Below are 24,780 nucleotides of genomic sequence, written 5' to 3' on the forward strand. Positions count from 1 at the left end.
CGGTCTGGATTGGTCTCATTGTGCTGCTATGCCGGACTGGCGGCGAGGACGGCCGCGGCCGCCGCGACGGACCCCAGCAGGCCGGCGGTCACGATGAGTCCGTACCGGCGACCACCGCTGGTCAGGGCGACGGCCGACTTCACCACCCCACTGGCCACCAGGAGGCCGAGGACCCCCCAGCGGGCGGCCTCCACGCCGAGGCTGCCCGCGGCCGTCAGCTGCGCGACGGTGGCGGCGGCCGCGTGCAGCTCGGCGAGGGCAGCAACACCTGCCGTCGCCAGGGCGCCGGCGTCGCCGACGACGTCGCGCAGCCACGCCGACACGAAGAGCACCACGGTGATCGCCGCACCGAAGGTCAGCGCCCAGCTGAGCCGGAAGGCACGGGCCGTGGGGTTGCCGGGGAGCGCCTCGGTGTCGGCAACCCTGCCCCAGATGCCGGCCGCGCTGAAGGCGAGCAGCCACAGCGCCGCGGCCGCCAGGGCCCACCCCGTGCTGCGCAGCAGGGCCGGCGACCCCGCTCCCACGACGGCCACGAACAAGAGCAGGGAGGCGAGGTTCGACAGCAGCGCGGCCGAGGCCGCGGGCCGACGCACCTCCGGGGTCTCGCGGGCCCGCTGGCCGAAGCCGGCCGTCGCCGCCGTCGACGAGGCGAACCCGGAGAAGAAGCCCGCCAACGGCAACCCCCAGCGCGCGCCGACCAGCCGGAGCGCCACGTGGCCGGCTGCACCGACTGCCATGACCAGCACGACGTACTTCCACACGGTCCGCGGGTTGAGGGCGCCCCAGGGGTCGAGGCTGCGGTCCGGCAGCAGCGGCCAGATCACCAGGATCGCCGAGGCGAGCAGGAGCAGGTCACCGAGCTCGCGCTGGCTGATGAGCTCGCGGCTCAGCCGGTGCAGTGGGCGCTTGGTGTGCAGCAGCACGGCGACCACGACGCCGATCCCGGAGGCCAGCGCCGGGTTGCGCAGGGCCAGGGCGCCGAGCATGAACGTGACGACCATGGCGACCTCGCCGGTGACTCCCGGGTCCTCGCTGCCCGACCGGGCGTAGCTGACCACGACCAACCCGGCGACGAGCAGGCCTGTGACGAGCAGGAGCCGGGTGTCGACGAGCACGGACAGCGCACCGGCAAGGGCCAGCAGCGCGTGAGTGCGCACGCCGGCGGCCGAACGGACCGTCCCCTGTCCCTTGCGCCGCTCGCGCTCGATGCCGATGAGCAGCCCGATGCCCAGCGCGGCGGCCAGGCCGGAGACGTCGGCCGCCGTGAACTCCATGGGCGCCATCTCACCACGACGGCGCGCGCCACGTCCGGCCATGTGCTCCCATGGTGGCAACTGGTGCCAACCGACCCATCCGCCACGGCGACGACGCCGAAACCCCGACGTGAGGACGACGTGATGCCCGCCCGACGCACCCTGCTCGCCACCGGCGCCGCGGTCACTGCGACGGCCGTGACGGGCTCGCTCGGCACCGACGTGCGCTCCCGCTGGTACCGCGACCTGGACAAGCCGCCGTGGCAGCCGCCCGGCTGGGCCTTCGGCCCGGCGTGGACGACGCTCTACGGGCTCATCGCGCTCGGCTCGGCCCGGGCCCTCGACGCGGCCTCCTCTCCTGCCGAGCGGCGCAGGCTGCAGCGGGCCCTCGCGGTCAACCTGGCGCTCAACGCCGGGTGGAACTGGCTGTTCTTCCGGGCCCGCCGGCCCGACCTCGCCCTCGCCGAGGTCGTCCTCCTGGAGGCCTCGACCCTCGACCTGGCCCGCCGCGCCGGCCGGTCCGACCCCGCGGCCGGCCGCCTGCTCTGGCCGTATGCCGGGTGGGTCGCCTTCGCCACCGCCCTGAACGCCTCGATCGCCCGCCGCAACCGACCCCGGAGGACCTCGTGAAGATCCAGCGCACCGTGACCGTCGACCAGCCCGTGCAGAAGGTCTTCGCCTACCTCTCGGACTTCACGACGACGACGGAGTGGGACCCTGGCACGGTGCGCACCGTCCGGCAGAGCGGCGACGGCGGCGTCGGGACGCGGTACCACAACACCTCCAAGTTCGCGGGGCGCGAGACCGAGCTGGTCTACGTCGTCGAGGCGGTGGAGCCGAGCCGGCGTTTCGCGCTGCGCGGCGAGAACGGCACGCTGGTGGCGCACGACACGATGGAGTTCTCGGGCAGCGACCAGCGCACGACGGTGACCTACACGGCCGACTTCGCGTTCAAGGGACTCACCCGCTTCGTGGCACCCCTGCTCGCCCCAGCCTTCAAGAAGCTGGGTGACGACGCGGAGAAGGGCATGCGCGAGGCGCTCAGCCGGCTCTGAAGCCGACCTCGAACGGCTGGCCGCTGTTCGGCAGGGTGAAGGCACGGGCACCGGCGCCCTCCTCGGCGCTGACTGCCGCCCCGTCGTGCTGCACCTGGTCCGGGGCCGCACCGTGCACGACGAGTCGGAACGCCTGCCGGCGGAACTCCGGGTAGCCCTCGCCGTCGACTGCCGCCCGCACCGTCAGGCTGTCTCCGCTGCGCTCGACGACCAGCGTCGTGCGCAGGTGCCGGCCCTCGTCCGCGGCGAACGTCAGCCCGTCGTCCTCGCGCAGCACCGACTCGTGGCGGCCGTCCATCGCCGGGACGAAGAGGTGCAGCTCGACGGTGTCGGGGTGGTGCCCGTCCGTCGAGGCAGGCGCCTGCGGCCACATCGGCACCACCGCACCGGCCCGGGCGAAGAGCGGGATGTGGTCCATGGGCGTGTCGACCCGCAGGAACCGGGTGCCGTCGTACCGCTCGCCGGAGTACCAGTCGTACCACTCCCCCGCCGGCAGGTAGACCTGGCGAGCCACCTGCCCCGCCTCGACCACCGGGGCCACGAGCAGGTCCGGGCCGAAGAGGTACTCGTCGTCGAGGTCACGCGTGAGCGGGTCGTCCTGGAAGTCGAACACCAGCGGCCGCTGGACGGGCGCGCCGGTCTCCGCGGCGGTCAGGAACGCCGCGTAGATGTAAGGGAGGAGGCGGTAGCGCAGCTGCAGCGCCTCGCGCACGTGCTGGAGGACCAGGTCACCCCAGGCCCAGGCGTACTGGTCGACGTTGCCGATCTCGGAGTGGTTGCGGCAGAAGGGCGTCAGCACGCCGTACTGCATCCACCGCAGGTAGAGCTCGGCGTTGGAGTTGCCGGCGAAGCCCCCGATGTCGGCGCCGACGAACGCCTGCCCCGAGATGCCGAAGCCGGCCGCCATCGGCATGCTCAGCCACAGGTGGTCCCAGCGCGACATGTTGTCGCCCATCCAGTTGGCGGCGTAGCGCTGGATGCCGGCGAAGCCCGCGCGGGAGAGCACGAAGGTGCGCAGGTCGGGCATCGCCTCGCGCAGCCCCTGGGTCGTGCCCATCGCCATCAGCAGGGCGTACTGGTTGTGGTAGCGCTCGTGCGACTCCCGGCCGTGGTCGAAGCGCATCGCCCGGGGGTCGATGACGCCGGTGGCCGGTTCGTTCATGTCGTTCCAGATGCCGGCCAGGCCGGACCTCACGTGCGCCGCGTTGAGCTCACCCCACCAGGACCGCGCCTCCTCGGTGGCGAAGTCGGGGAAGGCGGTGTCGCCCGGCCACACCTCCCCGATGTAGATGTCGCCGCCTTCGGTGCGGCACAGCACGTCGCGCTCGACCGCCTGGTCGTAGACCCAGTAGCCGGGGTCGCGCTTCACGCCGGGGTCGATGATCGTGATGACGCGAAATCCTTTGCCCCGCAACCTCTCCAGCATGCCTGCGGGGTCGGGGAAGGACTTCTCGTTCCAGGTGAAGACGCGGTAGCCGTCCATGTACTCGATGTCGAGCCACAGGGCGTCACAGGGGATGTCGGAGTCGCGGTGGCGCTCGGCGAGCGCCTCGACGGCGTCCTGCGTGTAGTCGAACCAGCGGCACTGGTGGTAGCCCAGCGCCCACAGCGGCGGGGGCGCCGTGCGCCCGGTGAGCCAGGTGTATGCCGTGAGGATGTCCGGCATGCGCGGCCCGGCGAAGATGTACTCGGTGTACTGGCCGCCTGCGAAGTGGAAGCGGTACTCGTCGCGGTGGGCGAACTCGTAGGCGGCACGGTAGCCGTTGTCGACGAAGGACCCGCTCATGGCCCCGGACGGGTAGCTGTGGTGGTAGAAGAACGGGATCGAGACGTAGTAGGGGTCGAACTCCGTGCTGGTGCGGTCGGCCCGCGGGTCGTCCGGGTCGAGGCCCGCACGGAACTCCGCGGTCGCGCTGGGGTTGAGCACGTCGGTGTTCCAGAGCGTGAAGTCGCGGCCCTTGCGGTTGTGCCGTCCCGTCTTCTCGCCGAGTCCGTAGAGAGCGTCCTCCTGGCGGCAGCGACGACGCACGGTGAAGGCGTCGTTGAGCGTGGCGTAGGCCCAGTAGCGCCCCTCGCCGTCCTGCGCCGTCTCCACCACCGGCGTCCCGTCAGGCCGGTGCACGTCCACCCTGAACGGGTCCAGCCACAGGGAGACGACCATCGCCGCCGCACGCAGGCGCACGACGCCGTCGCCCCGTTCCACCGAGAACGCGGGCGTCTGCGCGAGCGGGTCCACCCACACGGCATACGTCGGGGACTCGTCGAACAGCCCGCCCCGGCTGATCTTCACGCGAGCCACGTCGTCGCGGACGACGTCGATGCGCAGCTGCTCTCCTTGGATCCGTGCCAGCAGGCCGGTCGCCGTCTCCGTGACGTCGTCCACCCTCTCGAAGCGCCGGTAGCCGTCGGTCTCGATCACTGGGTCAGGGTCCTCGCTCGCTCGGGTTCGGGGTGCCAGAGGCGAGCATGCCGCAGATGGCTGGGAGACTGAAGCGCCATGAGCCGACTTGAGCCGATCCGTCCCGAGGAGCAGGACAGCGAGCAGCGCGACCTGTACGCCAGCATCACCGGCGGGCCGCGCGCCGATGGTCCGCAGCACTTCGCGCTCACGACCCCAGAGGGCGCCCTCACCGGCCCCTTCAACGCCTTCCTGCTCTCCCCCGGCGTAGGTGGGGCCCTCGAGCGCCTCGGTGCCGCTGTGCGCTACGAGACGGGCCTGACCGGTCGCATCCGCGAGCTCGCCATCCTGGCCGTCGCCGCCCACTGGTCGAGCACCTTCGAGTGGACGGCCCACGAGGCGGTGGGTCGCGCCGCCGGGCTCACCGACGAGGAGCTGGAGGCGGTCCGCCGCGGGGAGGTCCCAGCGCTCGACGACCCGCAGGAACGCGCGTCTGCCGAGCTCGTGCGCTGCCTGCTCCGGGGAGACGTCTCCGACGACGAGTGGGCCCGCTGGGCCGAGCCGCTCGGGAGCAGGGCCGTGTTCGAGCTCAGCGCGCTGGTGGGCTACTACGCCGCCCTCGCCCTCCAGCTGCGGGTGTTCCGCGCCGGCTGACACCCGCGCAAGCAGTGCCCGATACGTCCTACGCAGGGGCACGTATCTTCTGGTCTTTCGCCCACGTCATCCGGCGTACCGCCACCACGATGTGCCCTTGGTCCTCGACCGGAGGGCCGCGCAAGGGGAACACGCAGGGGAAAGGGGTAGCGCATGCACACCATGCGTCGTCTGATCTTGGGGGGAGCCGCGGCCGCCGCGGCAGTGGTGCTCACGGCCGGTCCCGGTCTGGCCCACGAGTGCATCAACGCCAGCCGCAACGGCGCGGCCGGTGCCCAGCTCGTCTTCGGCATGAACGACGAGGTGGTCTGGATGTCCAAGGGCCTGGAGCAGCGGATCGCGGGCGGCCAGGTCGACCTGGAGACCGGCGAGGGCTTCCACGGCCTGGTCGCGTTCGACATGGACGGCGACGGGGTCGGCGACGTCGCCACCTACATCGTCGGTCCGGAGGGCGAGACGCCCCTCAAGGCGCAGTACAACGGCCCCGCGTGCAAGGGCATGACCAACGTCGGGCTCTGGTTCGAGGAGTGCTTCGAGGGCTGACGTCGCCTCGGTGCAGCGTCCGAGGCAGAGGGGGTCGCGCCGCCACCGGTGCGGCCCCCTCGGTGCGCGTAGGGGCCTTCGGCCCTTGGGCACTGCGACGGGCGCCGATCACGCTGGGAGGGAACGAGGAGGGCGCCATCGAACGTACCGAGCAGCGCACCACGCCGCCCCAGACGCAGACCCCCAGGGTCGTCCCGCGACCGGACGGCGAGTGGACGCTGCAGGTCACGGGGCTCACCCGTCGCTTCGGTGAGCGACTGGCCGTCGAGGACGTCAGCTTCCACGTCGCCCCGGGCGAGACCTACGGGCTGCTCGGCCCCAACGGGGCCGGCAAGACGACGACGATCCGCGTCGTGTGCGGGCTGCTGGCGCCCGATGCCGGTGAGGTGAGCGTTGCCGGGCTGCCGGTGACCGCCACCGCGACCGAGGCCAAGGCACACATCGGCTACGTCCCCCAGGAGGTGTCCCTCTACCCGGACCTCACTGCGCGCGAGAACCTGCAGTTCTTCGGCCGCCTCTACCGCCTCGGCGGAGCGGAGCTCAGGGCGCGCGTCGCCGAGGTGCTCGAGCTCGTGGGCCTCACCGACCGACGCGACGACCGGGTGGAGTCCTTCAGCGGTGGCATGAAGCGGCGGCTCAACATCGGCGCGAGCCTGCTGCACCGGCCCGAGCTGCTCGTCCTCGACGAGCCCACGGTCGGCGTCGACCCGCAGAGCCGCCACGCCATCATGGAGAGCATCGCCACCCTCGGCACCGCCGGCATGGCGGTCCTCTACACCACCCACTACATGGAGGAGGCCGAGCGGCTCTGCGACCGCGTCGGCATCATCGACCACGGCCACCTGGTCGCGGAGGGAACCCATCGCGAGCTGGTCGCCCGCGTGGGTGAGAAGGACCGGATCACGCTGTCTGCCAGTGGTTCCCTGGCTCGTTTCGCCGAGCAGTGCCGTCGGCTCGAGGGCATCGAGCAGGTCGACACGGCCGGCTCGTCCGTGCACCTCATCGCCTCCGACGGCCGCCGGCGCCTCGCCGAGGTGCTGGCGGTCGCCACGGCCACCGACACCGCCGTCCGCTCGGTCGAGGTCGAGGAACCCGACCTCGAAGCGGTCTTCCTCCACCTCACGGGCACCGCCCTGCGGGAGTGACGATGGGGCCCGTGCTGGTGATCGCGCTGAAGGACCTGCGCCAGCGCCTGCGCGACCGGTCAGCCCTGGTGCTCGGGTTCATCGCTCCGCTGGCCGTGGCCTGGCTCGTCAGCGCCGCCTTCGGCTCCACCGGGTCCTTCCACATGGACGTCGGGGTCGTCGACCGAGACGGCGGCCAGGTCGCCGCCGGGTTCCAGAGCTTCCTGCGCAGCCCGGAGCTGTCCGACCTGCTCACCGTCACCGTGGTCCCCAGCGAGGCCGAGGCACGGGCCAAGGTCGACGACGGCACCTTGAGTGCGGCCTTCGTCGTGCCCGAGGGCTTCACGCCCGCGGTCGTCGCCGGTGGCGGCCGGCCGATCACGGTGCTCGGCAGCGTCGACTCCACGATCGCCACGCAGGTGTCGACGTCGCTTGCCGCCTCCTTCACCGCCCAGGTCGAGACGGTGCGGCTGTCGGTGGCCACGGCCGTCGACGCCGGCGCACCCCACGAGCACGCCGCAGCCCTCGCGGAGGCGGCGTCGCGGATCCCGCCACCGGAGAGCGTCGCCGCGCAGTCGGCCAGCACGCGGACGATCGACGCGATCAGCTACTACGCCCCCGGCATGGGCATCTTCTTCATGCTCTTTGCGATCAGCTTCGGCTCACGCGGCTACTTCCTCGAGCGCGCGGGCGGCACGATGGAACGCCTCGACGCCGCGCCCATCACCTCGGGAGCGGTGCTGCTCGGCAAGTCGCTGGCCACGTTCGTCTACGGGCTCGCCAGCCTGGGCACGGTCGCCCTCTTCACGAGCCTCGTGTTCGGCGCCGACTGGGGCCCGTGGCCCGCCGTCGTCGCCCTGGTGGTGGCACTCTCGCTCGTGCTGGTGGGTCTGACGGCGCTGGTGATCGCCCTGGCGAGGACCGAACGCCAGGCCGAAGGGCTCTCATCGATCCTGGTCTTCGGGCTGGTGCTCCTCGGGGGCAACTTCATCTTCATCAGCGCCGCTCCCCCGCTGCTGAGGAGCCTGTCGCTGCTGACGCCCAACGGGTGGGCACTGCGCGCTTTCACCGACCTCGCCGGCGGTGCCGACTGGACCGCGGTCGTCACCCCCGTGCTCGTGCTGCTGGCCTTCGCCCTCGCCACCGGGGGCGCAGCCGTCGCCCTCCGGAGAAGGGCGCTCACGCCATGAGGGCCGCGACAGCCCTGGCCGGCGCCGAGCTGCGCCGCGTCGTGCGGGACCGCACGTTCCTGTTCTTCATGGTGCTGCTGCCGATCCTCATCATCCTGCTCATCGGCATCATCATCTCGAGCAACGAGCAGATCCGGATCGGCGTCGTGAACCAGCAGCCTGCGCCGCTGTCCACCAGCCTGGCCCGCGACCTCGGCGCCGACCCGGCCCTGACCGTCGAGACCCTCGACAGCAGGGCGCAGGCGGCGGAGGCGCTGCGCCGGAGCGAGGTCTCCGCCGCGGTGGTCATCCCTGAGGGGTTCGACGCCGGACTCCGCGACGGCGAGCAGGTCACCGTGCCGGTGCTCGTCCCCGGCGCCGCGGAGAGCAGCCAGGCGGCCCTCGCCGCGGTGTCGGCCGTCGTCAGCCGACACGCCGCCCAGGTCCAGGCCGCGCGGTTCGCCGCCGACCGCGGCGGGCGCTCCTTCGAGGAGAACCTCGCTGCTGCCACCCGCCTCCAGGGCGCCGACCCGGCGGTTCCGCTGCGCACCGAGGTCGTCGACAGCGCCAGCAACTACCTGCCGCTCGGCTTCAGCTACAGCGCACCCACGATGCTGGTGCTCTTCGTCTTCATCAACGCCCTGGCCGGGGGTGCGGCGATGATCCAGACGCGGCAGTACGGCATCCTCTCCCGCGCCCTGGCCGCACCGACCCGGCCCCGCGACCTCGTCGGCGGAGAGGCCCTGGCCTACCTCTCGCTCACCCTGGGCCAGGCGGTGCTCATCGTGGCGACCGGCGCCTTCCTCTTCGGTGTCGAGTGGGGCAACCCCCTCGCTGCCGCCGCGCTCATCCTCGTGTGGGCCCTCGTGGGCACCGGTGCGGGGATGCTCAGTGGAACGCTCTTCCGCACTCCGGAGCAGGCCGGCGCGATCGGTCCCGCCGTGGGCATCGCCTTCGGGATGCTGGGCGGCTGCATGTGGCCGCTGGAAATCGTCCCGCCCTCGGTGCGGGCGATCGGCCATGCGACGCCCCACGCGTGGGCGGTGGACGCCTGGGTGGAGGTGCACTCGCGCGGGGGCGGGCTGGCGCAGATCGCCGGCTACCTCGGCATCCTCGCGCTCTACGCCGTGGCCCTGCTCGCCCTCGCCTCCCTGCGCCTGCGCCGTTCGCTCGTCACGCCCTGAGCCGAGGCCTCTCGCACGTCTCGCGCGCAGCGCGAACCGACCCGCCGGCGCGGTAGGTTGCCTCGAGGGAGGGAGAGCCATGCGGATCGCGCTTTTCGTCACGTGCCTCGGCGACGTGCTGTTCCCCGACGTGGGGAAGGCCACCGTCGCGGTGCTCGAACGGCTCGGCCACGAGGTGGTCTTTCCCGCCGACCAGACCTGCTGCGGCCAGATGCACACCAACACCGGCTACCCGGGCGACGCGGCCGGCTTGGTGCGCCACCACGTCGAGGTCTTCGAGCGGGCCCTGGCCGATGGCGCCGAGGCCGTCGTCGCGCCCTCGGGGTCGTGCGCCGGCTCGGTGCGGCACCAGCACGCCATGGTGGCCCGCAGGGCCGGCGACGAGCACCTGGCGGCCCGCGCGGAGACCGTCGCCGCGAGGACCTACGAGCTGTCCGAGCTGCTCGTCGACGTCCTCGGGGTGACCGATGTCGGAGCCTCCTACCCCCACCGGGTGACCTACCACCCGACCTGTCACTCGCTGCGGATGCTGCGCGTCGGGGACCGGCCCCTGCAGCTGCTGCGGCAGGTGCGCGGCATCGACCTCGTCGAGCTGCCGGCATCGGACTCCTGCTGTGGTTTCGGCGGCACCTTCAGCGTCAAGAACGCCGACACCTCGACCGCCATGCTCGCCGACAAGATGAGCGCCGTGCTGGCCACCCGGGCCGAGGTCGTCACGGCCGGCGATGTCTCGTGCCTGATGCACATCGGCGGCGGCCTGACGCGCCTGCGCGCCGGGGTGCGCACGACCCACCTCGCCGAGATCCTCGCCAGCACTGAGAGCGCGTCGGCATGAGCACCTTCCTCGGTATGCCGCGTGGCGGCGACGACGTCGTCCCGGGCCCGCCCGCGGACACCGGGGTGGGTCGGCTGACCGGCAGCCGTCCCTTCCCCGCCGCGGCCCGGGAGGCCCTGGGCAACTCCCGCCTGCGGCGCAACCTCTCGCACGCGACGTCGACGATCCGCGCCAAGCGGGCCCAGGTGGTGCAGGAGGTCCCCGACTGGGAGGAGCTGCGCGACGCCGGCTCTGCGGTGAAAGCCGCCACGCTGGCCCGCCTGCCCGAGCTCCTCGAGGAGCTCGAGGCCAACGTCACCGCCCGCGGCGGCGTCGTGCACTGGGCTCGCGACGCCGCGGAGGCCAACGCGGTCGTCACCTCCGTGGTGCTGGCCACCGGAGCCGACGAGGTCGTCAAGGTGAAGTCCATGGCGACCCAGGAGATCGGCCTCAACGAGGCGCTCGAGGCCGCGGGCGTCACCGCCCTCGAGACAGACCTCGCCGAGCTGATCGTCCAGCTCGCCGACGACCGCCCGTCCCACATCCTCGTGCCGGCGATCCACCGCGGCCGGGCCGAGATCCGCCAGATCTTCGCGGAACGGATGCCCGGCGTGGACGCCTCGACGCTCACCGACGACCCCGCCGTCCTCGCCGCTGCCGCCCGTGCCCACCTGCGCGAGGCCTTCCTGAGGGCGCGGGTGGCCGTTTCGGGCGCGAACTTCGCGGTGGCTCAAACCGGAACGCTTGCCGTCGTCGAGTCCGAGGGCAACGGCCGGATGTGCCTGACCCTCCCGCAGACGCTGATCACCGTGATGGGCATCGAGAAGGTCGTGCCCACCTGGTCGGACCTCGAGGTGTTCCTGCAGCTGCTGCCGCGCTCCTCCACGGGTGAGCGCATGAACCCCTACACCTCCACCTGGAGTGGGGTCACGCCGGGCGACGGCCCCCAGGAGTTCCACCTGGTGCTCCTCGACAACGGCCGGTCGCGGGTGCTCGCCGACGAGTCCGGCCGCGCCGCGCTGCACTGCATCCGTTGCTCCGCCTGCCTCAACGTCTGCCCCGTCTACGAGCGCGCCGGCGGCCATGCCTACGGCTCGGTCTACCCGGGTCCCATCGGCGCCGTGCTCACGCCCCAGCTGACGGGGCTGACCGGCGAGGACGACCCGAACGACTCGCTGCCCTACGCCTCCTCCCTCTGCGGGGCCTGCTACGACGTGTGCCCGGTGAAGATCAACATCCCCGAGCTCCTGGTCCAGCTGCGGGCCGAGCACACCCAGACCCACGCGGAGCGGCACCGCCTGCCGACCGCCGAGGCGGCAGCGATGCGGGCCGCGGCCTGGGTCATGGGCGATGCCCGCCGGTTCGCCCGGGCGGGGCGCGCCGCCGGAGCCGGACGCCACGGCATACGCAAGGGGCGCCCGGTGGTGCCCCTGCCACCGCCCCTGAGCGGGTGGACATCATCGCGTGACGTCCCGCAGCCCCCGTCGGAGACCTTCAGGGACTGGTGGGCGAGGACCCGAGGAGGCCAGTCGTGAGCGGCGCCCGCGACGTCGTGCTGGCCCGCCTGCGCGGCGCCCTGGGCACGCAGCCCCCTGCTCCCCCAGTTCCCCGGGGCTACCGCCGCCACGGCGAGCACGCCGCCGGCTCCGCCGAGCTGGTCAGCCTGCTGGTCGACCGCCTGGACGACTACCGGGCCCGCGTGCTCCGCACCGGCGAGGACGACGCCGAGATCGCGGCTGCCATCGCGGAACACCTTGGCGCACAAGGGATCGACGAGGTGGTCGCCGCCCCCGGCGTCCCCGGCGGCTGGCTGCACGGCATACCGGGGATCCGGCTGGACGACGGGAGTGCCACTCCCCACGAGCTGGACCGCGTCGGGGCCGTGGTGACCGGCGCCTCCGTGGCCATTGCCGAGACCGGCACGATCGTCCTCGACGGCAGTCCAGCCTGTGGCCGCCGCGCCCTGACCCTGGTCCCCGACACGCACGTGTGCGTCGTCTCGACCTCCGACGTCGTGCAGACGGTGCCCGAGGGCCTGGGGCGTCTCGACCCCACCCGACCCCTGACGTTCATCAGCGGCCCGTCGGCCACCAGCGACATCGAGCTGAGCCGGGTCGAGGGAGTGCACGGACCGCGGGCCCTCGTGGTCGTGCTCGCCGGGCCGGACCGGCCCGGGACCAGGGACGGCGTCTAGGCCGCGCCGCCGTCCGCGTCCCGGTCCGCGCCACCCTCCGCGAACAGCAACAGCGTCAGGCGCTCTCGGGCCAGGTCGGTGCCGCCCGGGGGAACATCGGTCGCGACGGCCACGACGTGGTGGGCCAGCTCGCCGAGGGTCGGGAACTCGCGCCCCGCGAAGGCCTTCATGAGCAGCAGGGCCTCTTCGGGGCTGATCGCGAACATGACCGCCAGGATCCCCTTGGCCTGCTCGACCGTGGGGTCCTCGACCTCCGGCGCGGTCGCCGACACGCCCCCGTGTGTGGATTCGACGCTCACCGCTGTCTTCCTCTCTGCGGGCAGCCCGGCCCGCCTGTCGGTGCGGTCCGGTGTCTTGAACCCGCCGGCGACCGTCGGCGCGGCGATTCCGCGCCTACACGGTAAGCCAGGCAGGGAGAAGAGTTACCCAACGGCTGCCGTAAGGGCAAGTCTTCTCCGCCACCGGTGCACGCCTGCTTCCGTCACGGCGAGGGTGTCGGAGGACCTGCTCGAGGGCATCGTCACCCAGCTCATGGACCCGGCTCGAGGCCGACCCCGGCCACCGGCTGCGCCCCGAGGACGGGTGGCAGGCCCACCTGCACTGGCTGGCCCACGAGGTAACGCCTGCGGCCGCTGCTGTCGCAGGACCACGCCAACGACGAGTTCGAGCAGGCCTCGAGGGCCTGCTCGACCGGATCGACCGGGTCGTCAGCCGCTCGCCGACAAGGCTGTCGCCCAGACCCGTGCGGATCTGGGCGACAGCGGGACGCGCTCGTGGAGCTCGCGGGAGGGTGAGCCGGTCAGCGAGCTGCCGGCGCCGCGAGCTGGAGCAGCGCGAACTCGGTGATGCGCACGAGCGCCTGCTTGGCCGACTCCCGCTCACGGGCATCGACCGTCATCATCGGGACGTGCGGCGAGATGGCCAGCGCCTCCCGGATGTCCTCCAGGCCGAACCGCTGCGAGTCCTCGAACTCGTTGACCGCCACGATGAACGGCAGCTGGCGGGCCTCGAAGTAGTCGACCGCGGCGAAGCTGTCGTCCAGGCGTCGGGTGTCGACCAGGACGATCGCGCCGATGGCGCCCTTGACCAGGTCGTCCCACATGAACCAGAAACGGCGCTGGCCCGGGGTGCCGAACAGGTAGAGCACCAGGTCCTCGGAGAGGGTGATGCGGCCGAAGTCCATCGCCACGGTGGTGGAGGTCTTGGACTGCACCTTGTCGATGTTGTCGACCCCCTCCGACACGTTGGTCACGAGGGCCTCGGTGCGCAGCGGGTCGATCTCGGAGACGGCACCCACGAAGGTGGTTTTACCGACGCCGAACCCGCCGGCCACGACGATTTTCGTCGAGGCGCTGGAGCGGTTAGAGGGCGCGAAGTCCACTGAGGGTCCTTTCGATGAGGTCACGGCGTTCGTCGTTGGAGCTGGTTTCGGTGAGGGTGGCCTGGGTCCGCAGGTGATCCGCGGCGACGAGGTCGCCGATGAGCACGCGTGCGACCCCGAGCGGGACCCCGAGCTTGGCCGAGATCTCCGCGACGGACTGGGGGCTCGAGCAGAGGGCGATGATGCGGCCGCCCATGTCGCCGGCGGGCCAGGACTTCTCCCGCGCCGACGGCTGGAGCACGAGGGTGGCCTCGATGGGCAGCTCGACGGCTGCCTGGGTGCGCCCAGCGGTCAGGAAGTAGGGCCTGACCAGGTTGGGGCCCTTGGGCTGTGTGGGGTCCTCGGGCTTCATGGACTACCCCGTCATGTGGCTTCGGGCGGAGGCGTCGATCATCCGCCCGACACGGTCGACGAGGACCGCCATCTCGTAGCCCACCTGGCCGATGTCGGAGTCGGTGCCCGTGAGTGCCGCGAGGTGGGAGCCGTCACCCACGCTCATGAGCAGCAGGTAGCCGAGCTCCATCTCGATGACGGACTGCAGGACCGTGCCCCCCTGGAACAGGCGGGCGGCGCCAGCGGAGAGGCTGGCCATGCCCGAGGCCACGGCGGCCATCTGCTCGGCCCGGTCGGCCGGCAGCTGCTCGCTGGCGGCCATCGGCAGGCCGTCGGCCGACACCAGGATGGCGTGCGAGACACCAGGTGTCTCAGCGGCGAACTTCGACACCAGCCAGTCGTACTGGCCCTGGGTCTCGGCGGCGGTCTCAGTGGGGAACATCGGCTTCCTCTCGGTCGGGGGTTCCGTTCAGGGGGGTCTGGGAGCGAGCCGAGCTCACACCCGTCTGGTGGCGGCTGAGGCTGCGGCGGATCGACTCGGGGTCGCGGCCGCCACGGGTGGGGGGCTGCGAGCCCTCTGCCGCCTCGCCGGTTCCGGGTGCACCGCTGACCCCCGGGCGCCGCACGGGCAGCCCTGAGGCGGTGGCCTGGGGCTGGGTGGCCTCGAGACCTGCCGCTGCCGACGGACCGCCGGCAGGCGCAGCGGGCGACCGGGACGAATCCACTTGTCCTCCATCGGAGTTGGCAAGCCAGGGGGACCCCATGGCCCGGAAGATGGGCGTGTCCTCGTGGGACGAGCCGGACGAGGGCTGGATGCCGGAGGTGCCGGGCTGGCGTCGCGGCAGGCCGCTCGAGGCGGTGGCCCCAGGCTCGGTCGGCTGCCCCGGCTCGGCCACCTGCGGCGCGGGCGCCGGCGCAACGGCGGCGGGCTGCGGCGAACCGAAGGCGTTGAAGGGTGTCGTCGCCTGGTCGGCCGGGGCCATGGCCGCGGCTGCGGCGCTGAACCCGTCGGTCGCCGGGCTCGGGGCGACAGGGGCCGGGACCGGCTCGCTGACCGGGGCGGCGGTCGGGCGCTCCGGGGCGGCGGTCGGGCGCTCCGGGGCGGCGTCTGCGGGCTGGGCCGGGTCGGCCGCCTGCAGCGAGGTCTCGTCCGTCGAGCCCTCGGAGCCCTCAGAGCCCTCGGAGTCGTTCGTCTTCGTCTCGGCCTCCGCGCGGGCAGCGGCGAGCTTGGCACGGTGGTCCAGCCAGGCCGTGAGGTTGGCCGGCATCCGGTGCTCGTCCTCGGCCTCGGCAGCCGCGGCTGCGGCCGCGGCCTCCTTGCCCTTGGCACGGGACTCCTCGCCCGCCTTGCGGGACGGCAGGCGCAGCCAGCCCCGCTTGCTGTCGCCAGCGGCCTCGGCGGCGGCCTCGGCGCGGGTGGCCGGGGTACCGGTGTGCTCGGTGATGCCGGTTGCCATCGGCTTGCGCATCGGCAGGCCGGCGGTGGTCTTCGGCTCCTCGCTCACCTGCTCCGCGGCGGGCGGCTCGCTCGCAGGCGGTGCGGACGGAGCCGAAGGTGCCTTGGCGGCGGGGACGGACGGGGCAGCAGGAGCCGAGGGTGCCTTGGCGGCAGGCACCGCCGGGGCAGCCGGAGCCGTCGGCGGCGGACCCGAGGGGGCGAGGGAGGCGGGGTTGGTCTGCTCGCTGATGTTCGAGGCGCCGGGGCGGCGCGAGGGCAGGCCCTTGAACGTGCGCGCCGGAGCGTCCCCGGCCGGTGCCACGGGCGGTGCCGCAGGCGGTGTCGGACCGGCGCCGGTGTGCTCGTTGACACCACTGGCCATGGGCTTGCGGACGGGCAGGCCGTTCAGGCCCTTCGTCGCCTCCCCCGCGGCGGCGGGCGACGAGCCGCTGGTGGCGGAGCCGCCCGGCTGGATCGGCGCGGAGGCCGGCGCGGCGGCACCGTTCGGCTGCACCGGAGCGGCGGCCGGAGCTGCCGATCCGTTGACCTTTGCGGCGGCCCCCGGGGCCGCCCCCGTCTTCGCGGGGCGGTCGGCCAGCAGCACACCCGGGAGGTGGACCGACACGGTGATGCCGCTCTGGCCCACGTCGTCGTTGCGACGCAGCCGCACGCCGATGCCGTGGCGCTTGGCCAGGCTTCCGACCACGAACAGGCCCATGCGGCGGGCGGTGTCGGTGGTGATGTCGCCGCCGTCGGCCAGTCGCTCGTTGAGGCCGGCCAGCGTGTTCGGCGGCATCCCCAGGCCGGAGTCCTTGATCTCGATGAGGACCCCGCCCTCGGAGGTCCGGGCGCCCCTGATGCTCACGCGGCTCGTCGGCGGCGAGTACGAGAGGGCGTTGTCGACGATCTCGGCCAGCATGTGGATCAGGTCCGAGCCGACGGACGACAGGACGTGGTCGTCCGCGGTCTCGTGCATGTCGATGCGCTGGTACTCCTCCACCTCAGAGACCGCGGCGCGCACGGCGTCGGCGACGGAGATCGAGCGGGCTCCACCTCGGCGGGTGGTGGTGCCGGCCAGCACGAGCAGCGAGTCGCTGTTGCGCCGCATGCGAGCCGCGAGGTGGTCGAGGCGGAACAGGCTCTGCAGGCGCTGCGGGTCCTCCTCGTCGCTCTCGAGGCGCTCGATGAGGGTGAGCTGCTGCTCGATGAGCGAGGTGCTGCGGCGCGAGAGGGTCTCGAACATGTGGCCGACCTGGACGCGCAGGCGGGCCTGCTCGCCCGCCAGCGTCAGCGCCTGTTGGTGGAGGTCGTCGACGGCCCGCGCGAGCTGGCCCATCTCCTCCTTGGTGTGCACCGGGATCGGCTGGAATGCGGGCGCCTCCTCGCCGTCGCGGATGCGCCGCACCGCGTCCGGCAGCCGGTGCCGGGCGATCTCGAGGGCGCCGTGCCGCACCGCACGCAGCGGCACGAGGAGCGAGCGGAGCAGTGCCAGGACGAGGAACAGGGAGGCGAGCAGGGCCAGGACGATCAGGGCGATGTTGGCCAGCGCCTGGGTGCGGTGCTCGCTGGCCTGGGCCCGCAGCCCCGCCTCGAACTCGGAGAGCTGACGGTTCAGCAGCGATCCGTATGCCGTGTTGCTGCGCTCGAAGGCGCCCGCGACGACCGCGAGCTCCTCGGGCGTCATCGACGCCTTCTGGAGGTAGACACCTCGAGCAGTGTTCTCGTTGATGAGCTGGCGTATGTCGGACGCGTTGCTGTTGGCCGCCTCGTCCTTGAGGCGGGTCACGAAGGAGCCCTCGGCACCGACGAGCTTGATCGCGTTCTGGGCGCCGCTGGCGTCGTCCTTGTTGGCGAGGTTCAGCTGCTGGCCGGTCATTGCGCGCTGGGCGGCGACGGTGTCCTGCAACGCCACCAGGGTCTTGACCGAGGACACGTCGTTGAGGCCGAGCTCGCCGATGATGGACGAGACGATGCTGGCGGTGCTCGCCGACTTGTCGATCGCGACGGAGAGCGCGCCGCTCTGGCCGGCAGCCTGACGGACGCCCTTGCCCAGGACGAGCGCCTGCTCGGTCTTGGTGCGGACGCCGTCCGAGACCGACGCCTCGTCGAGGGCCCGGCCGACGTCCTTCACAGCCCGCTCGTAGGCGCCTGCGGAAGCCTTGAGGCCCTGTCCCCCCGGGGCGGAAGACGCGGCGAGCCGCTGGACGGCGAGGTTGAACTCGGCGACGGGACGCAGGAGGAGGGTGCTGTCGGCCGCCCGGGCGAAGGTGCGTTCCTGGTCCAGCTCGGTCTTGACGCGCAGGCCACCGAGCCAGAAGGCAAGCAGCACGGGCGCGATCAGGGCGGCGGCCAGCTTCCGCCGCAGCGGCCACTGGGAGAACGACCACGACACCCGGGGGGTCTGGTCGGCGGCCGACTGCCTTTGGGTCACAGCGACACCTTCCTGATCGGCGGAACCTCAAGCGAACGGAAACATAGGGGCGGCAGCGGACCCACCCACAGACTCCACGAAGCGCTTCACACCTTCGGCGGGGGCAAATCGACCAAAAGGACTAGGGCCGTCCGACCCGAGACTTTCCGAAGTCTTTACCCGAACATGGGTTTCGGTGGCCTGCGGGGCGGGCATCCCAAGGTCACCGCCACGCCCCGACGTGGCGCCGACTGGCTGACTCCTGTGCCACGGCGACCGCGGCGGGCAGAGAGGAACACGACATGACAGCCACGCTGCCGGCCCCGCCCTCGACTCGTCCGTGGGCGTCGAGCGGGCCGGACTGGACCCAGCAACTGGCCGCCCTGCTCCGTCCCGCCACCTTTCCGGCGCGCCAGGACGAGCTGCTGGCGACACTCCTGCGGCGCCGGGCACCGGGCCACCTGCTCTGGCGTCTCGCCCCGCTGCCGCGCACGCGGCGGTTCGGCTCGCTCGAGGAGGTCCTCGCCTACCTCGATGAGCACGTGCCCACGGTCAGCGTGGCCGAGCCGCTCTGACGGGGCTTGACGAGGGTCAGGCTCACCGGCTCGTCAAGGAGCTGTGAGCGCAGCCGGCGCAGCACGCGGGAGAGCAGGCGCGAGACCTGCATCTGGCTCACCCCGAGGGCGCGCCCCACCTCGGCCTGGGTGAGCCCGTCGACGAACCGCAGCCGGATGAGCAGGCGGTCGCGGGGACTCAACGTCGCCAGGGCCACCCGCAGCGAGTCGCGCATCTCCAGCGCGGTGTACTCGTCGCACGCCCCCTCGGCGGCCTCCGTCCCGCAACGACCTGCCGAGGGGTGCTCGAGCGAGACGGCCCGGTAGGCGGCCGCGCAGAGCTGCGCCTCGACGACCTCGGCCCGAGTCAACCGCAGGGCCGCGGCCAGGTCGCTGCGGGTGGGCATGCGGTGCAGCTCGTGCACCAGGCGCTCCTCCTGCTCCTGCAGCCTGGCCCTCGACTCCTGCAGCCGCCGCGGCGGGCGCACGCACCAGCCGCAGTCGCGGAAGTGCCGCTTGACCTCACCGGCCATGGTGGGCACGGCGTAGGCCGCGAACCCGCAGCCCGCCCCGGCGCGGTAGCCACGAACGGCCTTCACCAGCGCCAGCCGGGCCACCTGCAGCAGGTCCTCGTGCTCCAGGCCTCGGCCTGTGTAGCGGCGGGCGACGGCCTCGGCCAGGGGCAGGCTCGCGAGGACCACGGCCTCCTCCAGCTCCGCCCGGCGCGCCGGGTCAGGGCAGGAACGGAGCCGGCTGAGCAGCACCTCGATGCCCTCGTGTCCGTCCTGGGCGGGCGCGAGCTCGCTGGTCTCCTGCAGCTGGGTGGTTCCTGGCGGCATCGCACGTCCTTCGTTCGCGGGACCGTGGCGCCGCTGCTGGACCACTGCTCTGCGGTCAGGGAAGCACCGGCTCCGACCCGGCGCAACCGGACGGCTGCGCTGCGGCGCCCACCGGCAGCCCGGGGCCATCCTCTAGACTCCGCCACTGGTTGAGCCAACAGCCGCTTCTGACGCGTTCGCGCGCCCGGGGCCGCTGTCCCGGGCCGACCACAGGTGGGTGGACACATGAACGACCCGGGACCCGTTGCCCGGCGTGCAGGGGTGCCTGCCGACCGTCCGGCCCTGGAGGGGACCCTCCGGCAGCCGAGGCCCGACCTCGTGGCCCGTTTCCGGTTCGACGCCCTGACGGACAGCTGGTGGTGGTCGGACGGTCTGCTGACCGTCTTCGGCCTCGATCCTGAAGCCTCCCCTCCCTCGCTGGAGGAGCTGATGGGGCAGGTCCACCCCGAGGACCGAGCCCGGGCGTGGGAGACCCTCGAGCGGGCCCTCGTCGACGGCGCGCCGTTCTCGTCACGCCACCGGGTGGTCACCCCCCAGGGCGTCCAGCGGCACATCGTGGCCATGGGCGAGGGCGTCAGGGCCAACGGGAGCGTCATCGCGGTGCGCGGGTACCTCATCGACCTCACCGACTCCCTGCGCAGTGTCGTCGAGAAGGAGACGGCCGAGGGCATCGCGCGCACGGTCGCCACCAGGGCAGCCATCGAGCAGGCCAAGGGAGCCCTCATGGCGACCTACGGCATCTCCGCCGAGGAGGCGTTCGAGGCGCTGCGGGCCTACTCCAACCACACCAACGTCAAGCTCAACGCCCTGGCCGGCTACATCGTGGCGCAGCTGGTCAACCCCGACCTCGCCCACCTGCGGCCCCAGGACAAGCTCGGCGAGATCCTCGCTGCCGTGACGGACCGGCCGGGAGTGCTGCACCGCGCCGTGAGCGACCGGGCGACCTAGCCGGGCCGTGCAGCAGGCGGCAGCCGACGGGGGTCGGCCGCTGGCCACGCCGCCGGGTCGGGCCCGAGGTCGTCGAGGGCCCTGACCTGCTCGACTCCCCACGGGGAGAAGGGCATCCGGCCGGCGCGCACATCCTCCACGACGCGGGCCCACGGCACCCAGGCGGTCTGCGCCACCTCGGCCGGCTCCGGCGACAGCACCACGTCGGACGCGACAGTGGTCGTCAGCACCGGGCAGAGCTCGTGCTCGACCACGCCGAGCATCTCGGCGCGGTAGGAGAAGTCCGGGAGCGCCAGGACGGTCGGGCCCACGTCGAGCCCCAGCTCGGCGGCCGCCCTGCGGCGAGCCGCTCCGTCCAGCGGCTCGCCCGGACCGGGGTGGCCGCACACGGAGTTGGTCCACACCCCCGGGAAGGTCGCCTTGGTGTCGGCCCTGCGCGTGAGGAGCAGCTCCCCCCCGGCGTTGAAGACGTAGAGCGAGAAGGCGAGGTGCAGCGGCGTCTCCCCGTGGTGCACCCCGTCCTTGGGCACCACTCCGATGGCCCGCCCCTGCGCGTCGACCAGGACGACCAGCTCGCGGGTCACCGCACCCGTCCCAGCTCGGCCACGGCCGCGCGGAAGAGGCCCGGCACCGTTGCCGCAGAAGGCACGATGGCACGTCGCGCCCACCCGGCCCGGGTGAGCTGGACGATCGAACCGGTCAGCACGGCATACCGCCAGGTCACCCGACGCCACTCCCGCTCGTAGGACTCGGGCTGCTCCCGGCGCACGGCCTCGACCGCCGCTCGCGCCTGGGCCAGCCCGAGCGAGATCCCTTCTCCCGTGAGGGCATCCACATAGCCGCTGGCATCACCGACCAGCAGGACCCGACCGCATGCCCGGCGCGACGCGCGCTGCCGCAACGGCCCCGCTCCGCGCACCGTGGTGGTGGCCTGCGCAGCCGACAGGCGCTCGCGCAGGCCGGCGAAACCGTCGAGCTGCTCCTCGAACGGCGCTCGCGTCGCGCTGAGCACCGCGACCCCCACGAGGTCGTCGGCCACGGGGGTGACGTAGGCCTCGCCATGCGGCGCCCAGTGCACCTCGACGTGGTCGCTCCACGGCCGCATGCCGTAGTGCCGTCGCTGTCCCCAGCGCTGCGGGCCTCCGGCGGCCACCTCGACGCCGAGGGCGCGCCGCATGGGTGAGTGCAACCCGTCCGCGGCAAGGACGTAGCGTCCCGTGAGACCGGCTCCCTGCGTGCCACCCGGTTCCCGGGTGCTGACGTGGACGGCTCCACCCTCCTGGACCAGGGCGGTCGCAGAACGCCCGACGACCTCGACGCCCGCCGCCTCGGCCGCCTCCCGCAGCGCACGGTGCAGCGTGGTCCGCCGCACCCCCCTGCCGCGGCCCGCGGCGAAGTCGGCGGTCGCCTGCCGGCCCCCACCGACGTAGCGGATGCCCTGCAGCTCGCGGCCGGGCGCGTCGACGCCGAGCGCCCCGAGGGCCACCACCGCGCCCGGCATCAGACCTTCCCCGCAGGCCTTGTCCACCACGCCCGCACGCGGCTCGAGCACCGTCACCGACAGGCCGGCCCGCACGGCATACAGCGCGGCCGCAAGGCCGACCGGTCCCCCGCCCACCACCACGACGTCAGGCACCGGCCACCTCGCGCTCCGTGCCGGAGGCCCCGCGCAGCGCCTCGTCCTCGACGCGGATCCGCACCCGCAGCAGCAGGGCGTTCAGCACCGTGAACACGGCCGCGGTGAGCCAGGCCGAGTGCACCAGGGGCAGCGCCAGGCCCTCGACGACGACGGCGACGTAGTTCGGGTGCCGGAGCGCCCGGTAGGGACCGCCGCTCACGAGCGACAGCCCGGGCACGACGACCACCCTGGTGTTCCACTGGTGGCCCAGGGTGGCGATGCACCACCACCGCAAGGCCTGCGAGGCCAGCACGAGCGCGAGCATGGTGAGGCCCAGGACGGGCACGAACGGCCTGTCGAGGAGCCAGACCTCCGCAACCGCGCCCACCAGCAGACCGGTGTGGAGCGCGACCATGAACGGGTAGTGACCGCGACCGTACTCGACGCCCCCGCGCGAGAATGCCCACGCCGCATGCCTCTTCGAGACGACGAGCTCGGCGAGGCGCTCGAGCCCCACCGCCACCACCAGGGCCGTGAAGAGCACCTCAGACATGACGTCCGTCATGGCCGTCAGGCTGCCCTGGCGCGGAGCAGCACCAGCTCCAGGCAGAAGCCCGGGCCCATCGCGAGCAGCACGCCGTGCGAGTCGGGGGCGGGTGGTCGCTCGCGAAGGGTGTCTGCGAGCACGTGGAGCACCGAGGCCGAGGAGAGGTTGCCGATGCGGTCCAGCGACCGCCACGTCACGCCGAGCGCCTCCCGTGCGACGCCGAGGGCCTCCTCCATGGCCTCGAGCACCTTCGGCCCGCCCGGGTGGGCGACCCACCAGCCGACGTCCTCCAGGCCCAGGCCGTGGTCGGCGAGGAAGCGCACGACGTCGTCGCCGACGTTGGCCCGCACCAGGTCGGGCACCTCGACCCCGAGGACGATCCGCAGCCCCGAGGCGCCGACGTCCCAGCCCATGGCCCCCTCGCTGTCCGGGTAGAGCCTGCTGCGAGTGGCGACGACCTCGGGCAGGAGCGTGGCCTCCCGACGGGACTCTCCGACCATCACCACCGCGGCTGCCCCGTCGCCGAAGAGACCGCTCGCGACGAGGTTCGCCATCGAGGTGTCGTCCCGCTGCACCGTGAGGCTGCAGAGCTCGACCGAGAGCAGCACGGCGATGTCGTCCGGGTGGCCGCGCAGGTGGTCGTGCACGCGCGCGACGCCCGCGGCACCGGCCACGCACCCCAGGCCCACCAGGGGCACCCGCTTGACGTCCTCGCGCAGCCCGATCCGGGCCGCCACCCTCGCCTCCAGCGACGGCACGGCCAGCCCGGTGATCGTGGTGGACACGATGAGGTCGACGTCGGCAGGCACCAATCCCGCGTCGGCGAGCGCCTTCTCGACGGCCTGCGACCCGAGTTCGACTGCCACGCGGATGAACTCGTCGTTGGCCTCACCGAAGTCGGCCAGCGCGGCATACCGGTCGAGCGGCAACGCGAGGTGACGGTGGCTGACGCCGGCGTTGGCGTGCAGCCTCTCGAGCAGGGCACGGTTGACGCCGCGCGAGCCGAGGACGTCGGCGAAGGCCTTCGTGACCTCGGACTGGCGGTAGCGGTGGTCCGGCAGGGTCCCGGCGACTGCGGCGAGGTGGCTCACCCGGCAACCCTAGGCACAGCAGGCCCCCTTGCGCGGCCTGGACGCCGTACTCCACGTCGCCGACCACCCGTCACCGCGCGCCCTTCGCCGTACGCTCGCCCCGTGCGCAGCCTCCTCCCCGGCCTTCCGCCGGTGCTCCCCTCACTGGCGCGAGCCTGCCATCCGGGGCCGACCGTCGCCGTGACGACGCTGACCGCGCTGCTGGCCGCAGGGTCCGGCCACGGCCTGGGCACCGGCGCGCTGGTCACGGCCGCCGTCGGCACCGGGCAGCTCACGATCGGCTGGTCCAACGACCTCGTCGACGCCGGCCGCGACCGGGTCGTCGGACGGCTGGACAAGCCGGTCGCCCGTGGAGAGGTGCCGGAGGCGGTGGTGCGCCTCGCCGTCGGCGTGGCCGGGTTCCTGTGCGTGACGCTGTCCCTGGCGTGTGGTGCGGCCGCCGCCGCCGTGCACCTGCTGCTCGGCGTCGCCTCCGGCTGGGCCTACAACCTCGGCCTGAAGCGCACCGCCTGGTCGGCGGTGCCGTATGCCGTGGCGTTCGGCGCCCTGCCCGCCGTCGTCACCCTGGCCCTCCCCGCCCCCAGCTGGCCCGCTCCCTGGGTGGTCGCTGCGGGTGCGCTGCTCGGCGTGGGTGCCCACCTGCTCAACGCCCTGCCGGACCTCGCCGACGACGAGCAGACGGGTGTGCGCGGGCTGCCGCACCGCCTCGGGGCGCGCGTGGTGCGCCGCCTGGCGCCCACCGTGCTGACCGTGGCCTCGGCTGTCGCCCTGCTCGGTCCGCCGGGCCCCCCGTCTCCCTGGGCGTGGGCGGTCTTCGCGATGTGCCTGCTCCTGGCGGCGGTCGCGGTCGTGGGACGCGGCCGGACCCCGTTCGTGGCGGCGGTGGGCATCGCCGCACTCGACGTCGCTGCCCTGGTGACGGGCGCCTGAGCCGCGCGGTGGCCCCGTCGAGACGGTCGGCCAGGTGGGCAGTGGCTCCCTAGTCCCGATGTACTAGACCGGCTCGCCGCTCACGCGGACCGCGCCTGGTCAGGTCGTGGTCACATCGGCGCAGGCCAACTCCCCGTCGAACCGGCACGGTGACACGCCCTCGTCCGTCTGCCCACAGGCGCCGGTGCGTGGAGCCGTCCGTCCACAGGACTGGTTGTGGAGAACACCCGCCCTCGCCCCGGGCCGGGGGCCACCCGCCTCCAGCAGCGCCAGTGCACCGGTGACTAGTCACCGGGTCCGCAC

25 protein-coding genes are annotated in these 24,780 nt (G+C 73.0%); 13 read left to right on the forward strand and 12 right to left on the reverse strand.

Annotated elements, in window-relative coordinates; translation table 11 throughout:
* Window positions 1-26: 26 nt before the first annotated feature.
* Window positions 27-1,316, reverse strand: a complete 1,290-nt coding sequence (locus P2F65_RS00345) for a DUF4010 domain-containing protein (RefSeq protein WP_275803048.1) — start codon at window positions 1,314-1,316, stop codon at window positions 27-29.
* Between the two features lie 81 nt (window positions 1,317-1,397).
* On the opposite strand from P2F65_RS00345, the gene P2F65_RS00350 reads away from it, so the two are divergent.
* Together P2F65_RS00350 and P2F65_RS00355 are read left to right on the forward strand one after the other, a co-directional pair.
* A complete protein-coding gene (locus P2F65_RS00350) occupies window positions 1,398-1,883 on the forward strand; it encodes a TspO/MBR family protein (RefSeq protein WP_275803050.1) in 486 nt (161 codons plus the stop codon).
* Window positions 1,880-2,308, forward strand: coding sequence for an SRPBCC family protein (locus tag P2F65_RS00355; protein WP_275803052.1), 429 nt, complete (start codon window positions 1,880-1,882; stop codon window positions 2,306-2,308). The genes P2F65_RS00350 and P2F65_RS00355 overlap by 4 nt, the downstream gene beginning before the upstream one ends.
* Here the strand turns inward: P2F65_RS00355 and P2F65_RS00360 are convergent.
* Window positions 2,295-4,727 carry a TIM-barrel domain-containing protein gene (locus P2F65_RS00360; protein WP_275803054.1) on the reverse strand — a complete coding sequence of 811 codons (2,433 nt, stop codon included), beginning with the start codon at window positions 4,725-4,727 and terminating at the stop codon, window positions 2,295-2,297. The two genes, P2F65_RS00355 and P2F65_RS00360, sit on opposite strands and share 14 nt — an antisense overlap.
* Window positions 4,728-4,805: 78 nt before the next feature.
* Between P2F65_RS00360 and P2F65_RS00365 the strand changes: the two genes are divergently transcribed.
* The 8 genes from P2F65_RS00365 to P2F65_RS00400 all read left to right on the forward strand — a co-directional run bounded on the left by P2F65_RS00365 (window position 4,806) and on the right by P2F65_RS00400 (window position 12,388).
* Window positions 4,806-5,360 carry a carboxymuconolactone decarboxylase family protein gene (locus tag P2F65_RS00365; protein ID WP_275803056.1) on the forward strand — a complete coding sequence of 185 codons (555 nt, stop codon included), beginning with the start codon at window positions 4,806-4,808 and terminating at the stop codon, window positions 5,358-5,360.
* Window positions 5,361-5,513: 153 nt separating this feature from the next.
* Window positions 5,514-5,903 (forward strand): hypothetical protein, encoded by a 390-nt coding sequence (locus P2F65_RS00370; RefSeq protein ID WP_275803058.1) that lies wholly within the window; start codon window positions 5,514-5,516, stop codon window positions 5,901-5,903.
* A 62-nt stretch (window positions 5,904-5,965) separates the two neighbouring features.
* A complete protein-coding gene (locus P2F65_RS00375) occupies window positions 5,966-7,048 on the forward strand; it encodes an ABC transporter ATP-binding protein (RefSeq protein ID WP_275803060.1) in 1,083 nt (360 codons plus the stop codon).
* 11 nt (window positions 7,049-7,059) lie between these two features.
* The gene (locus P2F65_RS00380) at window positions 7,060-8,217 is read left to right on the forward strand and encodes an ABC transporter permease (RefSeq protein WP_275803062.1); all 1,158 of its coding nucleotides are present in this window, start codon (window positions 7,060-7,062) and stop codon (window positions 8,215-8,217) included.
* A complete protein-coding gene (locus tag P2F65_RS00385; RefSeq protein ID WP_275803064.1) occupies window positions 8,214-9,380 on the forward strand; it encodes an ABC transporter permease in 1,167 nt (388 codons plus the stop codon). Before P2F65_RS00380 ends, P2F65_RS00385 begins: the two co-directional genes overlap by 4 nt.
* 79 nt (window positions 9,381-9,459) lie before the next feature.
* Window positions 9,460-10,215: a (Fe-S)-binding protein gene (locus P2F65_RS00390; protein WP_275803066.1), complete on the forward strand. Its 756-nt coding sequence runs from the start codon at window positions 9,460-9,462 to the stop codon at window positions 10,213-10,215.
* The gene (locus P2F65_RS00395) at window positions 10,212-11,729 is read left to right on the forward strand and encodes a LutB/LldF family L-lactate oxidation iron-sulfur protein (protein WP_275803068.1); all 1,518 of its coding nucleotides are present in this window, start codon (window positions 10,212-10,214) and stop codon (window positions 11,727-11,729) included. Before P2F65_RS00390 ends, P2F65_RS00395 begins: the two co-directional genes overlap by 4 nt.
* Window positions 11,726-12,388: an LUD domain-containing protein gene (locus P2F65_RS00400; protein WP_275803069.1), complete on the forward strand. Its 663-nt coding sequence runs from the start codon at window positions 11,726-11,728 to the stop codon at window positions 12,386-12,388. Before P2F65_RS00395 ends, P2F65_RS00400 begins: the two co-directional genes overlap by 4 nt.
* On the opposite strand, the gene P2F65_RS00405 is transcribed toward P2F65_RS00400, so the two are convergent.
* From P2F65_RS00405 to P2F65_RS00425, 5 genes are all read right to left on the reverse strand, one after another.
* Window positions 12,385-12,687 (reverse strand): ANTAR domain-containing protein, encoded by a 303-nt coding sequence (locus tag P2F65_RS00405; RefSeq protein ID WP_275803071.1) that lies wholly within the window; start codon window positions 12,685-12,687, stop codon window positions 12,385-12,387. The genes P2F65_RS00400 and P2F65_RS00405 overlap by 4 nt on opposite strands.
* A 500-nt stretch (window positions 12,688-13,187) precedes the next feature.
* On the reverse strand, window positions 13,188-13,769 hold the full coding sequence (locus tag P2F65_RS00410) for an ATP/GTP-binding protein (RefSeq protein ID WP_275803073.1): 582 nt from the start codon (window positions 13,767-13,769) through the stop codon (window positions 13,188-13,190).
* A complete protein-coding gene (locus P2F65_RS00415) occupies window positions 13,750-14,121 on the reverse strand; it encodes a DUF742 domain-containing protein (RefSeq protein ID WP_275803075.1) in 372 nt (123 codons plus the stop codon). The genes P2F65_RS00410 and P2F65_RS00415 overlap by 20 nt, the downstream gene beginning before the upstream one ends.
* Before the next feature lie 3 nt (window positions 14,122-14,124).
* Complete coding sequence (locus P2F65_RS00420; RefSeq protein ID WP_275803077.1) at window positions 14,125-14,544, reverse strand: roadblock/LC7 domain-containing protein; 420 nt, start codon at window positions 14,542-14,544, stop codon at window positions 14,125-14,127.
* Window positions 14,531-17,971, reverse strand: a complete 3,441-nt coding sequence (locus tag P2F65_RS00425) for a sensor histidine kinase (protein WP_275803079.1) — start codon at window positions 17,969-17,971, stop codon at window positions 14,531-14,533. Before P2F65_RS00425 ends, P2F65_RS00420 begins: the two co-directional genes overlap by 14 nt.
* Before the next feature lie 281 nt (window positions 17,972-18,252).
* Here P2F65_RS00425 and P2F65_RS00430 point away from each other — a divergent pair, with 281 nt between their 5' ends.
* A complete protein-coding gene (locus P2F65_RS00430; RefSeq protein WP_275803081.1) occupies window positions 18,253-18,525 on the forward strand; it encodes a DUF2795 domain-containing protein in 273 nt (90 codons plus the stop codon).
* On the opposite strand, the gene P2F65_RS00435 is transcribed toward P2F65_RS00430, so the two are convergent.
* Window positions 18,477-19,343 (reverse strand): sigma-70 family RNA polymerase sigma factor, encoded by an 867-nt coding sequence (locus P2F65_RS00435; protein ID WP_275803083.1) that lies wholly within the window; start codon window positions 19,341-19,343, stop codon window positions 18,477-18,479. The two genes, P2F65_RS00430 and P2F65_RS00435, sit on opposite strands and share 49 nt — an antisense overlap.
* A 225-nt stretch (window positions 19,344-19,568) precedes the next feature.
* Here P2F65_RS00435 and P2F65_RS00440 point away from each other — a divergent pair, with 225 nt between their 5' ends.
* Window positions 19,569-20,291 carry a PAS and ANTAR domain-containing protein gene (locus P2F65_RS00440; protein WP_275803085.1) on the forward strand — a complete coding sequence of 241 codons (723 nt, stop codon included), beginning with the start codon at window positions 19,569-19,571 and terminating at the stop codon, window positions 20,289-20,291.
* Here P2F65_RS00440 and idi read toward each other — a convergent pair.
* Genes idi through P2F65_RS00460 form a run of 4 tightly spaced genes read right to left on the reverse strand, consistent with a single transcriptional unit; the run spans window position 20,288 to window position 23,547 of the window.
* Window positions 20,288-20,875: an isopentenyl-diphosphate Delta-isomerase gene (idi, locus tag P2F65_RS00445; protein ID WP_275803087.1), complete on the reverse strand. Its 588-nt coding sequence runs from the start codon at window positions 20,873-20,875 to the stop codon at window positions 20,288-20,290. The two genes, P2F65_RS00440 and idi, sit on opposite strands and share 4 nt — an antisense overlap.
* Window positions 20,872-21,927: an NAD(P)/FAD-dependent oxidoreductase gene (locus P2F65_RS00450; protein WP_275803089.1), complete on the reverse strand. Its 1,056-nt coding sequence runs from the start codon at window positions 21,925-21,927 to the stop codon at window positions 20,872-20,874. The genes idi and P2F65_RS00450 overlap by 4 nt, the downstream gene beginning before the upstream one ends.
* Window positions 21,920-22,474, reverse strand: a complete 555-nt coding sequence (locus tag P2F65_RS00455) for an isoprenylcysteine carboxyl methyltransferase family protein (protein WP_275803091.1) — start codon at window positions 22,472-22,474, stop codon at window positions 21,920-21,922. Before P2F65_RS00455 ends, P2F65_RS00450 begins: the two co-directional genes overlap by 8 nt.
* Before the next feature lie 5 nt (window positions 22,475-22,479).
* On the reverse strand, window positions 22,480-23,547 hold the full coding sequence (locus tag P2F65_RS00460) for a 3-oxoacyl-[acyl-carrier-protein] synthase III C-terminal domain-containing protein (RefSeq protein ID WP_275803093.1): 1,068 nt from the start codon (window positions 23,545-23,547) through the stop codon (window positions 22,480-22,482).
* 102 nt (window positions 23,548-23,649) lie between these two features.
* Here P2F65_RS00460 and P2F65_RS00465 point away from each other — a divergent pair, with 102 nt between their 5' ends.
* Window positions 23,650-24,477: a UbiA family prenyltransferase gene (locus P2F65_RS00465; protein WP_275803095.1), complete on the forward strand. Its 828-nt coding sequence runs from the start codon at window positions 23,650-23,652 to the stop codon at window positions 24,475-24,477.
* Window positions 24,478-24,780 lie beyond the last annotated feature (303 nt).

Source organism: Knoellia sp. p5-6-4 (genome assembly GCF_029222705.1).
GTDB lineage: Bacteria > Actinomycetota > Actinomycetes > Actinomycetales > Dermatophilaceae > Pedococcus_A.

Excerpts from the sequence above, each read along its gene's own strand:
- P2F65_RS00370 (WP_275803058.1), top strand. The coding sequence starts at position 5,514 with ATGCACACCATGCGTCGTCTGATCTTGGGGGGAGCCGCGGCCGCCGCG.
- P2F65_RS00455 (WP_275803091.1), bottom strand. The coding sequence starts at position 22,474 with ATGACGGACGTCATGTCTGAGGTGCTCTTCACGGCCCTGGTGGTGGCG.
- P2F65_RS00435 (WP_275803083.1), bottom strand. The coding sequence starts at position 19,343 with ATGCCGCCAGGAACCACCCAGCTGCAGGAGACCAGCGAGCTCGCGCCC.
- P2F65_RS00430 (WP_275803081.1), top strand. The coding sequence starts at position 18,253 with ATGACAGCCACGCTGCCGGCCCCGCCCTCGACTCGTCCGTGGGCGTCG.
- P2F65_RS00415 (WP_275803075.1), bottom strand. The coding sequence starts at position 14,121 with ATGAAGCCCGAGGACCCCACACAGCCCAAGGGCCCCAACCTGGTCAGG.
- P2F65_RS00390 (WP_275803066.1), top strand. The coding sequence starts at position 9,460 with ATGCGGATCGCGCTTTTCGTCACGTGCCTCGGCGACGTGCTGTTCCCC.
- P2F65_RS00440 (WP_275803085.1), top strand. The coding sequence starts at position 19,569 with ATGAACGACCCGGGACCCGTTGCCCGGCGTGCAGGGGTGCCTGCCGAC.
- P2F65_RS00395 (WP_275803068.1), top strand. The coding sequence starts at position 10,212 with ATGAGCACCTTCCTCGGTATGCCGCGTGGCGGCGACGACGTCGTCCCG.
- P2F65_RS00350 (WP_275803050.1), top strand. The coding sequence starts at position 1,398 with ATGCCCGCCCGACGCACCCTGCTCGCCACCGGCGCCGCGGTCACTGCG.
- P2F65_RS00345 (WP_275803048.1), bottom strand. The coding sequence starts at position 1,316 with ATGGCCGGACGTGGCGCGCGCCGTCGTGGTGAGATGGCGCCCATGGAG.
- P2F65_RS00420 (WP_275803077.1), bottom strand. The coding sequence starts at position 14,544 with ATGTTCCCCACTGAGACCGCCGCCGAGACCCAGGGCCAGTACGACTGG.
- P2F65_RS00385 (WP_275803064.1), top strand. The coding sequence starts at position 8,214 with ATGAGGGCCGCGACAGCCCTGGCCGGCGCCGAGCTGCGCCGCGTCGTG.
- P2F65_RS00365 (WP_275803056.1), top strand. The coding sequence starts at position 4,806 with ATGAGCCGACTTGAGCCGATCCGTCCCGAGGAGCAGGACAGCGAGCAG.